The organism is uncultured Campylobacter sp. (genome assembly GCF_937996225.1).
Classification (GTDB): Bacteria; Campylobacterota; Campylobacteria; order Campylobacterales; family Campylobacteraceae; genus Campylobacter_B.
Window position 1 is genome coordinate 63,578 of sequence record NZ_CALKTC010000075.1, and the last position, 9,960, is coordinate 73,537.

8 protein-coding genes, 1 tRNA gene and 1 pseudogene are annotated in these 9,960 nt (G+C 44.8%); 5 read left to right on the plus strand and 5 right to left on the minus strand.

The genetic code is table 11. The annotated features are described in order from the left end of the window. Nucleotides 1-40: 40 nt before the first annotated feature. A complete protein-coding gene (gene fabG, locus Q0174_RS08895) occupies nucleotides 41-784 on the minus strand; it encodes a 3-oxoacyl-ACP reductase FabG (protein ID WP_298043389.1) in 744 nt (247 codons plus the stop codon). A gap of 103 nt (nucleotides 785-887) precedes the next feature. After that, complete coding sequence (gpmI, locus tag Q0174_RS08900; RefSeq protein ID WP_298043391.1) at nucleotides 888-2,354, minus strand: 2,3-bisphosphoglycerate-independent phosphoglycerate mutase; 1,467 nt, start codon at nucleotides 2,352-2,354, stop codon at nucleotides 888-890. A gap of 198 nt (nucleotides 2,355-2,552) precedes the next feature. On the opposite strand from gpmI, the gene mraY reads away from it, so the two are divergent. The 5 genes and pseudogenes from mraY (at nucleotide 2,553) to Q0174_RS08925 (ending at nucleotide 7,289) form a co-directional block, all read left to right on the plus strand. Continuing rightward, complete coding sequence (gene mraY / locus Q0174_RS08905) at nucleotides 2,553-3,617, plus strand: phospho-N-acetylmuramoyl-pentapeptide-transferase (RefSeq protein ID WP_298043393.1); 1,065 nt, start codon at nucleotides 2,553-2,555, stop codon at nucleotides 3,615-3,617. A gap of 1 nt (nucleotide 3,618) precedes the next feature. Next, nucleotides 3,619-4,143, plus strand: coding sequence for a hypothetical protein (locus Q0174_RS08910; RefSeq protein WP_298043395.1), 525 nt, complete (start codon nucleotides 3,619-3,621; stop codon nucleotides 4,141-4,143). Next, a pseudogene (gene murD / locus Q0174_RS08915) lies at nucleotides 4,140-5,264 on the plus strand (UDP-N-acetylmuramoyl-L-alanine--D-glutamate ligase); the annotation flags it as partial. The gene Q0174_RS08910 and the pseudogene murD, both read left to right, overlap by 4 nt. Before the next feature lie 903 nt (nucleotides 5,265-6,167). After that, nucleotides 6,168-6,243, plus strand: a tRNA-Phe gene (locus Q0174_RS08920). Nucleotides 6,244-6,359: 116 nt separating this feature from the next. Next, the gene (locus tag Q0174_RS08925) at nucleotides 6,360-7,289 is read left to right on the plus strand and encodes a sugar transferase (protein ID WP_298043396.1); all 930 of its coding nucleotides are present in this window, start codon (nucleotides 6,360-6,362) and stop codon (nucleotides 7,287-7,289) included. Here Q0174_RS08925 and Q0174_RS08930 read toward each other — a convergent pair. From Q0174_RS08930 to Q0174_RS08940, 3 genes are all read right to left on the minus strand, one after another. Continuing rightward, on the minus strand, nucleotides 7,284-8,423 hold the full coding sequence (locus Q0174_RS08930) for a glycosyltransferase family 4 protein (RefSeq protein ID WP_298043397.1): 1,140 nt from the start codon (nucleotides 8,421-8,423) through the stop codon (nucleotides 7,284-7,286). The genes Q0174_RS08925 and Q0174_RS08930 overlap by 6 nt on opposite strands. Beyond that, nucleotides 8,420-9,499, minus strand: coding sequence for an EpsG family protein (locus Q0174_RS08935; RefSeq protein WP_298043399.1), 1,080 nt, complete (start codon nucleotides 9,497-9,499; stop codon nucleotides 8,420-8,422). Before Q0174_RS08935 ends, Q0174_RS08930 begins: the two co-directional genes overlap by 4 nt. 15 nt (nucleotides 9,500-9,514) lie before the next feature. Beyond that, on the minus strand, nucleotides 9,515-9,960 hold a 446-nt coding region (locus tag Q0174_RS08940), incomplete at its 5' end, for a hypothetical protein (protein ID WP_298043400.1).

Sequence of the window (9,960 nt, forward strand, 5' to 3'; positions counted from 1 at the left end):
TAATTCTATAATATTTAACCTTAAATTCCGCTATTTAACGCTACATATAGAGCCCGCCGTTGATTTTAAGCGACTCTCCCGTAATATAGCCCGCGCCATCGCTAAGCAAAAACGCAACTCCTTCGGCGACGTCGCTCGTGCTTCCGAGACGCTTAAGCGGGATGCTCGCTTCGTAGCTTGCTTTTACGTCGTCGCTTAGCGCGTCCGTCATATCCGTAGCGATGAAGCCCGGAGTTATGCAGTTGAAGCGGATTCCGCGCGCTGCGCCCTCTTTTGCGAAACTCTTACTCATCGCGATCATTCCGCCCTTGCTCGCGCTGTAATTGACCTGTCCGGCGTTTCCCATTTCGCCGACGATCGAGGCGATGTTTACGACCGCGCCGAAGCGCTTTTTACTCATTAGTTTTAGGGCTTCGCGGCAGCCGATGAAGGCGCTGCTTAAATTTGCTTCGATTACGCCCATGAAGTCTTCCAGCTTCATCCTAAGCGCGAGCTTGTCGTTCGTGATACCCGCGTTATTTACGAGATAGCTTAGTTCGCCGTCGCTTTGCGCGATCAAGCTTAGCGCCTCGCTAAATTCCGCCTCGTTCGTCGCGTCAAATCTTATCACGGCGCCCTCTCCGCCGTTTGCGCGGATCTCCTCTAGCAGCGTGTCGGCAGGCTCGGGGTTTGAGCGATAATTGATCCACACCTTAAGCCCGTAAGACGCCAAAGTCCTTGCGATCTGCGCGCCGATACCGCGGCTCGCGCCCGTGATTAAAACATTTTTTCCGCTAAATTTCATACTTGTCCTTTTATTAAAATTTTAATCTCTATAGCGTAAATTTATCCAAATTTACCTAAATTTTAGCAGTTTAAATCTGCTCGCGAGCTGCGTCGTTTAAATTTCAAAATAGCGCTTCATCCATCTCCGCGGGCTTTGATAGCCCCATTAGCTTTAGCACGGTCGCTGCGACGTTGCTAAGCCCAAGTCCGCTTTTTAGCTCGCGCACGCCCTCGCCCGCGACGAAACAAAATACGTCAAACGTCGTGTGGTTGGTTAAAATTTCGCCGTCCGCGTCTCTCATCGCTTCACAATTGCCGTGATCGCTGATCTGGACATAGGCGTAATCGTGCGCTCTTGCAGCGTTTAAAATTTTACCGATGCACTCATCCACCGCCTCGACCGCCTTTACCGCGGCGTCGTAGTTGCCCGTGTGTCCAACCATATCGCCGTTTGCGAAATTTACGACGATGAAATCGATCCCCGCTTCGATGCCGCGGATCACCGCGTCGCATACCGCGGGCGCGCTCATCTGCGGCTGCTCGTCGTAGGTTTTTACTTTGGGGCTCGGGATTAGCACGCGAGTTTCGTTCGGAAGCGGCTCCTCGACGCCGCCGTTAAAGAAAAACGTCACGTGGGCGTATTTTTCGGTCTCGGCGGTGTGAAGCTGCGTAAGACCGGCTTCCGCGATCACTTCGCAAAGCGTGTTTTTAAGCACGGGCTTCTCAAATAGCAGAGGAAATTTAAAGTTCGCGTCGTATTCGCTCATCGTGATTAAATTTTGCACGACGAACTTTCGCTTGAATTCGCTAAAATTCTCATCGCCTAAAGCCGCGCAAAGCTCTCTAGCGCGGTCGTTTCTAAAATTTATAAAAATCACTCCGTCGTCCACGCCGATACCGCTAAAGCCGTTAAAGCTCGCAGGCTCGATAAACTCGTCGCTCACGCCGCGCTCGTAGCTTTGCAGCATGTACTCGCTAGGCGAAATTTCAAGCGGCGCCGCTGCGCCTAAAAGCACGTCGTAAGCGCGCTTTACGCGGTCAAAGCGCTTGTCGCGATCCATCGCGTAAAAGCGCCCGCTCACGCTGCCGACTTTAAATTTAGCTTGTAGACGCTTTAAAAATTCCGCCCCGCTGCTCGGCGAAACGTCGCGCCCGTCGGTGATAGCGTGCGCCCAGGTCTCGCAACCTGCATTCTGCGCTATCTCGCAGATCGCGTCGAAATGGCGCAGATGCGAATGCACGCCGCCGTCGCTGTAAAGCCCTATGACGTGCACTCTGCGGCATTTTTCCAGCAGGCTTTGCAGCGCTTCGTTTTTCTCAAGCGAGCCCTCATCGATCGCGCGATCGATTTTGACTAGGTTTTGATACAGAATTCTGCCGCTTCCGATCGTCATATGCCCTACTTCGCTGTTTCCCATCTGCCCCTGCGGCAAGCCCACGGCAAGCCCGGAAGTGTGCAGTAGCGTATTGGGCACGTTTTTAAAAAGATAATCGTAGGCGGGCTTTAACGCGTTTGCAAACGCGTTAAATTTATCGCTCGCGTTAAAGCCGATGCCGTCGGTGATGAGTAAAATCGTCTTTTGCCTCATTTTGGCTCCTAAATTTCGTCTAAATTTCGCCGCGCAGGCCTTTTGAGGCAGGTTTGCGGCGCTGTTTTTACGAGCGACATTATACTTTCTTTTGGCAAATGCGGCAAAATTTCATCCGCCCTAAAAGCTAAATTTTACCTCTTTTATACTAAAATGCGCATTTTCATATAAAATTTCATAAAATTTAAAAGGCAAACTTTGTTTTATTATCTCTATCATATTACGAATATAAATTTTTTCCAATACATCACCGCGCGCGCAGGTCTTGCGTTTTTTATCGCTTTTTGTTTTTCGGTCTGGGCTATGCCGCGGTTTATCCGCTGGGCGCAAGCTAGACACGCCGCGCAGCCCATCTACGAGCTCGCGCCGCAAAACCATCAGAAAAAGAGCAAAACCCCCACGATGGGCGGGCTAGTTTTCGTTACCGCCGCGGTACTCGCAAGCCTGCTGTGCGCCAAGCTAAACAACGTCTTCGTGCTCTGCGGGCTGCTTTGTTTGGTAGGCTTCGGCTACATAGGCTTTAAGGATGATATCTCTAAAATTTTAGGCCGCCAAAACCACGCAGGCCTTAGTGCGCGGGCTAAATTTGCACTGCAAAATTTCTTGGCGTTTCTGATCGGGGCTACGCTTTATGTTTTTAGCGACCTGGGCGGGGAATTTTTCGTGCCGTTTTTCAAATACCCTCTGCTAAATTTATGGATCTTCGCGCCGCTGTTTTGGACGATCGTGATAAGCGCGAGCTCAAATGCGGTAAATTTAACCGACGGCCTGGACGGATTAGCAACCATTCCGTCGGTATTTTCGCTCTGCAGCTTGGGCGTGTTCGCCTATCTCTGCGGGCATGCGATCTACTCGCAGTATCTCTTGCTACCGCGCGTCGCGGGCGCGGGCGAGGTCTGCATCATCGTTTCGGCGCTAATCGGTGCGCTGCTTGGGTTTTTGTGGTTCAACTGCTACCCCGCCGAAGTCTTTATGGGCGATAGCGGCAGCCTCAGCGTAGGAGCGTTTTTAGGATACTGCGCGGTCATCACGAAGAATGAAATTTTACTCATAATGATCGGCTTTGTCTTCGTCATCGAAACGCTCAGCGTGATCTTGCAGGTGGGCAGCTTTAAAATTTTCAAACGCAGAATTTTCCTGATGGCGCCGATACACCACCATTTCGAGCTTAAAGGCTGGGTCGAAAACAAAATCATCATCCGCTTTTGGATCATCGCGCTGATCGCAAATATCATAGCGCTGACGTCGCTGAAATTGAGATGAAATGCGAGCGCAAATTGAACCCGACTTCGAAACGGCGCGCGAAAAATACGGCGAAATTTTAAAGCAAATTTTAGCCTACACGGCTTACTGCGACGATAACGGCGATCCTGACGGCGCAAAATACCGCGAGCTAGAGGCGACGCTACACGAAATCACGGGCAAAGATATGAGTAAATTTGATCTTTGGGAGTGGTGGGAAGCGGACGACGCGGAAAATTTAGCTTTCGATATCGCACTACCGGAGCCGCAATTAGTGCTAGATATCACGAAGGACGAACTGCGCGAGATCGTGGAGCGGATGAGCACTTTTGAGCCGCGCAAATTTGACGACGACTTTTTAGATGCCTTTTACTACCGTCCTAATTTTACCGCAGACGGCGGATATTTTACCGAGTTTTTAAAGTTAAATTTTAAGGATACTTACGATCCGCGGCTTTTTGAAAGATGCGAGCGGAACGGCGAAATGAGAGAGCTTAGCGCGGATGAGATAACTCAAATTTTATGGGGCAAAAGGGGAGAAAAATGAAAAAATCGCTATTTGGCTACGGGCTTACGACCAGAGCGATTGCCGAGCACTGCCGCGACGAAGGCGGCTGGGAGATCTACGACGATAAATTTGAAATTTCTTCGGGTGCGCCGAAGCTGGACGAGTTCGGCAACGCGCTTTTAAACCCGAGCGAGTTCGATCCCGCCGCAAGCGAGCTTGAAATCCCAAGTCCAGGCTTCCCGCCGCATCACGAGATGGTGCGAAAGGCACGAAATTTAATCAGCGAATACGATTATTTCGACGATTACAAAGGCCTTAAAATTTGGATCAGCGGCACGAACGGCAAGACCACGACGACGAAGATGATGCAGCACCTACTTGAGCGATACGGCTCGCAAATGGGCGGTAACGTGGGCGTTCCGCTTGCAAAACTTGATAAAAGTGCCGAAATTTGGGTGCTGGAGACAAGCTCGTTTACGCTGCACTACACCAAGCACGCGCGTCCCGACATCTACGTGCTGCTTGCGATCACGCCCGATCATCTCAGCTGGCACGGCGATTTCGCGGAGTATGAGCGCGCCAAACTCTCGCCCCTGCTAGCGATGCGCGAAGGCTCCGTGGCGCTAATCCCGCGCGCCTACGAAAGCTCCGCTGCCGCGCAAAATAGCCTAGCCCGCGTGATCTGCTACGAAGACGAAGCGGATCTGGCGCAAAAATTCGGCATCGATTTAGGCGAGATAAAATTCCGCACGCCGTTTTTGATCGACGCGCTTTTGGCGCTGTGCGTGGAGAAAATTTTATTCGACAGATGCGACGTCGCGCGACTAAACGACTTCGTGATCGAGGGCAATAAACTAGAGGAATTTACCGACGCGCGCGGCAGGATCTGGGTCAATGACACGAAGGCTACCAACATCGATGCGTGCGCGCAGGCGCTAAAGCGTTACGCGGGACGCAAAATACATCTGATCCTTGGCGGCGACGATAAAGGCGTGGATCTGCACCCGCTTTTTGCGGAGTTTAAAAAATACGATCTGCAAATTTACGCAATCGGCTCAAATACCGATAAAATCGTGCGTTTGTGCGACGAATACAAACTTACTTGCGTGCGCTGCGAAATTTTGCAAACGGCGGTGAGCGAAATTTCGAATCGGTACCGAGGCGCGGATTTTGAAAAAAGCGGCGCAAGCGAATTGAAAGTACAAAATTCAAGCACGGATAGCAGGTGTGACGGCGACAGCAAGGCAAAAGAAAGCGCAAAGATCGGCGAAAATACGCCGTATGAAGGGGGCGGCTCATCTGCCGCAAGCGACGACGCCTATTCGCCGAAACGCCGCACAAACGACGGTGAAACTCGGAATTCGCAGAATTCTAAAAATTTCGAAAATTTTAAAAATTCCATACATTCTGCGAGCGAAATAGCGCTGTTAAGCCCTGCATGTGCCAGTTTGGATCAATTTAAAAGCTACGCTGAACGCGGCGAGCTATTTAAAAAACAAGTCGCACAACTCGGATAGATAAGTATATCAAGTTTAGATGGATCAGGTCGAGCCTTTATTAATACATTTGCAATCGTATTTTAAAATTTCAACGCTTCTGTTGCGCAGATATCTAAATAAATTCAATCCCGAAGTAAACATCCCTATGCACACTATTAGCCTGAGCGCGATGTTTATAAAGATGCTTCGTCAAGTCCAAATTAAAGCCAATTTTCGATGCTAAATTTAACCAATCGCTCCCAGCTGTCCGTTATACGCGTAAATTTAAAACAATGCTATCTTCTAGCACCAATTTATCCAATTTGCACAGCCTAAAACCAAGCGAATAATTTGCAAAGTCGGCTAAATAGTAAAATTTTATACCTCTTTGCTTTTTAGATCGATAGCCCTTTTTGATTATTGCAAATTGCCGCATAAGCAATATTTTTCGCTACTGAAATTTATAAAATTTTAACTGAGTAAATTTGGCTGTTTCCGAGCGCAACGTGCAAAAATCTAGCGAAAATCGAGAATTTTAACCGAGATTTAAGTATTGCATGGATAAAATTACTTTTCTTTTTCGGTGGTTGGATAGCTCAGTCGGTAGAGCAGCAGACTGAAAATCTGCGTGTCGGCAGTTCGATTCTGCCTCTAACCACCACCCCATATATCTTCAATGAACCCATGCTTAGACAAAAAGCAATCGCGAATTAAATATCTTTTAACACAACAATGCTAAAATAACAAAATTTTACGAAAGGCAAAAGCGGTAAAAGCATGCTAATTCTTGGTGAAAAATACAAATTTACCGACGCGGAGCTAGGAAGGCTTAATAAAAAATTCGATAAGGTCGACATCGTAAAATACGCCGCTCGCCCCTTTGCAGAGGTCCAGCTACAGATCGAAAACCTACTTAAAAATCACAATTATAAATTTCTGATCATAAACACCAAAGAATTTATAGATCCCAAAATGATAAAATTCCTTACGCTCTTGCAGTTTCGTTTCAATCACAAGCGGCTCAAAATTCTAACTATTGAAAAATTTTTAGAAAAATTCTTTCATAAATGCTATATCCCCGAAGACGATAGGGATTTGGAATTTTTAAGCAATATTAGGCCGTATAACGACTTCGAGTACGCCACGAAGCGCGTCATAGACTACATAGGCGGAGCGATCCTGTACGTTATATTTTTTGCGATCAAATTTCACGTAAAAAAGAAGATAGACGAGCAATCGCCGGGGAAATTATACTTCATCCAAAATCGCGTAGGACTAAATTTGAAAAATTTCAGATGTTATAAATTTCGAACCATGCACGAGCATTGCGTTCATAAACCATACACGCAGAAAAACGATAGTAGGGTGTTTGAGTTCGGCAAATTTATGAGAAAGACCAGGATGGACGAGCTGCCGCAGTGCATCAACGTACTGCGCGGAGATATGCACCTGATCGGGCCTCGCGCGGAATGGGATATTTTGGTCAGAAACTACGAAAAAGCGATCCCCTATTACAACGAACGCCATCTGGTCCGCCCCGGCATCACCGGCTGGGCACAAGTCAATTATCCATATGGAGAAAATATTGAAGACGCCAAACAAAAACTAATGTATGATCTCTACTACATCAAATACTGGTCGCTGTGGCTGGAGATCAAGACAATCCTCATGACGATCGCCGTTATGATCAGAAAAAAGGGTTTATGAAATTTGATCTCCCAAAACCATCTTTAAAAGCCTATCGTTTGCCTTATGAACATCAAATTTTTTCTCCGCAATCCTCCTGCTCTCTAGCCCCATTGTATCGATCGTTCCTGGATTTTGTATAAAATACTCCATCTTCCGCACCAGGGCTTCATATTCGTACGGCGGCACCAAAAAGCCGTTCAATCCATCTATGACCGTCTCTTTGCAACCCACGCTATCAGTCGTGATAACCGCTCTACCTATCGCCATCGCCTCTTGCGTACTTCTAGGAAAACCCTCCCTGTACGATGGCAACACAAACACGCTAGAGCTAGCGATCCACTCATCCACATTATCCACAAAGCCCGGATATATCACGATGTCATCGTTTAGATACATATCTAGCTGCCGTTTTTTCAGACCGAAAGGATTTGTCTCGTCAAAGGAGCCCAAAATATAAAATTTCACCTCTTTGTGCTTTTGCTTTATAATCTTTGCGGCCCGTAGATACTCAAACACCCCCTTCTCCGCCAAAAGCCTGGCTACAAATATAAAACTCACGGGCTCTGCAGGCGCTTGAGAGTATTTAAATTTAGCCAGGTCGACCCCAATACCGCCTAAAATTTCAACACTTTTTACGCCGATTTTATATCTATCAATGAGGTCTTTTTTATCGTCGCTATTTAATAAGATGAGCTTATCGAGTAGAGGAAGGCTAAGCTTATAAAGCAAAATTTGAATAAATTTTATAAATTTCGTCTTGGCCGAAGATCCGTTTTTATGCAAAGTAAAAGCCCCGCCCAGCCCCTCAAGCATACCGACGATACGCGGCACCCCCGCTAATTTTGCCGCTATGGTGCCAAAAATTACGGGCTTTACGAAAAAGCTAAATACTATATCCGGCTGATATTTTTTAATGAGCCTTATCAAATCATATACCGCAAGAGCATCACCAAGCGGATTTAATCCTTTAGAATTTAGCTTGTAATCCAAAGCCGTCGCGCCGAGCTCTTTGATCCTGCTGCGTGAAGTATCGTCGTAGTCGCCGGCTAGGCAATAAATTTTAAAATTTTGCCCGGCGAGCTTTATGATAAATTCCTTCCTGAAATTTATCATCATAGGAGCGGCACCGCCTATAATAAAAATTTTTTTCAAAACGAGACTCTGTTATTGAATAATAGATATTTTATCACGGTGATAAAAAAAGCTATCAGGATAAAATACCCCAAGTAGAAGGTCTTTTTTGTGTTTAAATTTTTAAATAAAACGTAGGGGATAAAAAATTCAAAAACGCTAAATAGCAGATAAACTCTGCCTAAAATAGGGATGCCGTAAAATAAAATCCGCAGCAGCGCCGCAAAATACGCGAGATTGTATAAAAATATGCTCTTTTTATCCGTCTCTTTTTTATAAAACAGCATAGATAGTATATTCGTAAAAAGGATAAAATAGATGCCCAAATAGCTAAAAATACTTTCGCTATAAGGCTTCATATGATAAGAAGCTAGATAATCCGTGTAGATATTGGAAGGCAGATGGCTATGGATAAACTCCGCAGTTATTTGAATAATACCTATCCTATTGAATATAAAAAATAGAATAAACGCAAAGATCGTTAAAGAAACTTTATAGTGCTTTTTAAATAGAGGAAATATTAAAAATAGAGGAATTACGAGGATGATGGTCGGATGAAACAAAGAGCCTATGGCAGTCAATGCGAAGGATTTTAAAATCTCACGCTCATAATATAAAATGAAAATTATCGGTATTAGCGTCGTAGCGATAACCGATCTGAGCGCATTAAAAGACATAGCGAAAAACGATAATGTAAATAATATATATGTTAAAATTTGAAGTTTATCATCGAAATAGTAAAATTTATTATACGCCTTTACCATATAATTTAAAGTAATCGTTTGCACTAAGGCCCAAATGGCAAAAAATAATATATAATTAGTGGTTAAATGCTGTAAGAAATTTATTAAGGCATACATGATTAATCCCTTATATGGAGGATATAGAGGATATGGTATATTGCCGTCAGCTCCTAAAAATAAAAATGTATACATCTTATAATCGGTTCCGTAATTATCTTGAAACGCTACCAAAATGAAAAAGATAGACACAAAAACATAGTATAACTGCGGCCTAATCTGCCTATATCGTATCGAAATAGCATACGTCAAAGCGGCAAAAAAATAAAATATAAAAATTGCGTATAAAGTGTACATATTTTAACTCATTGTCTATTTAGAGATATTTTTTCTAACCCAAAGAGCTATCTCTCTAAATTTTAGATAGGCTTTTAATCCTAATAAATTATATATAATAACCCCGATCCTATCCTGCGTCTTAGAATTTTTATCTTTCAGCGCGATCGCGGAATTGTTTTTTATTATCTTATCCATTTTTATTAGAGTGCCCCTGCCTAAATCGTCTAAATTATCCTTAAATTTATAAAAGGTCATAAATGCGTCTCTGAGCTTTCTGATCTCTATGGATTTTACGATATCTTTATCATCGCGGAAATATTTTTTTAGCTCGTCTAGGATATTAAATATAATTAAATCTTTAATATCGCCTTTGCTCGTCATGATAGAATTATCTCTTATAAAGTAAAAATAATCCTTCAAGTCGCAAAAAGCTATTTTGTTCACTTTTGAAGCTATTATGGGCGTGGTCGAAAGGTCTT

Bases quoted from the DNA above. Each gene is read 5' to 3' on its own strand.
- fabG (WP_298043389.1), bottom strand. From the start codon at position 784: ATGAAATTTAGCGGAAAAAATGTTTTAATCACGGGCGCGAGCCGCGGT.
- gpmI (WP_298043391.1), bottom strand. From the start codon at position 2,354: ATGAGGCAAAAGACGATTTTACTCATCACCGACGGCATCGGCTTTAAC.
- Q0174_RS08910 (WP_298043395.1), top strand. From the start codon at position 3,619: ATGCGAGCGCAAATTGAACCCGACTTCGAAACGGCGCGCGAAAAATAC.
- Q0174_RS08925 (WP_298043396.1), top strand. From the start codon at position 6,360: ATGCTAATTCTTGGTGAAAAATACAAATTTACCGACGCGGAGCTAGGA.
- Q0174_RS08935 (WP_298043399.1), bottom strand. From the start codon at position 9,499: ATGTACACTTTATACGCAATTTTTATATTTTATTTTTTTGCCGCTTTG.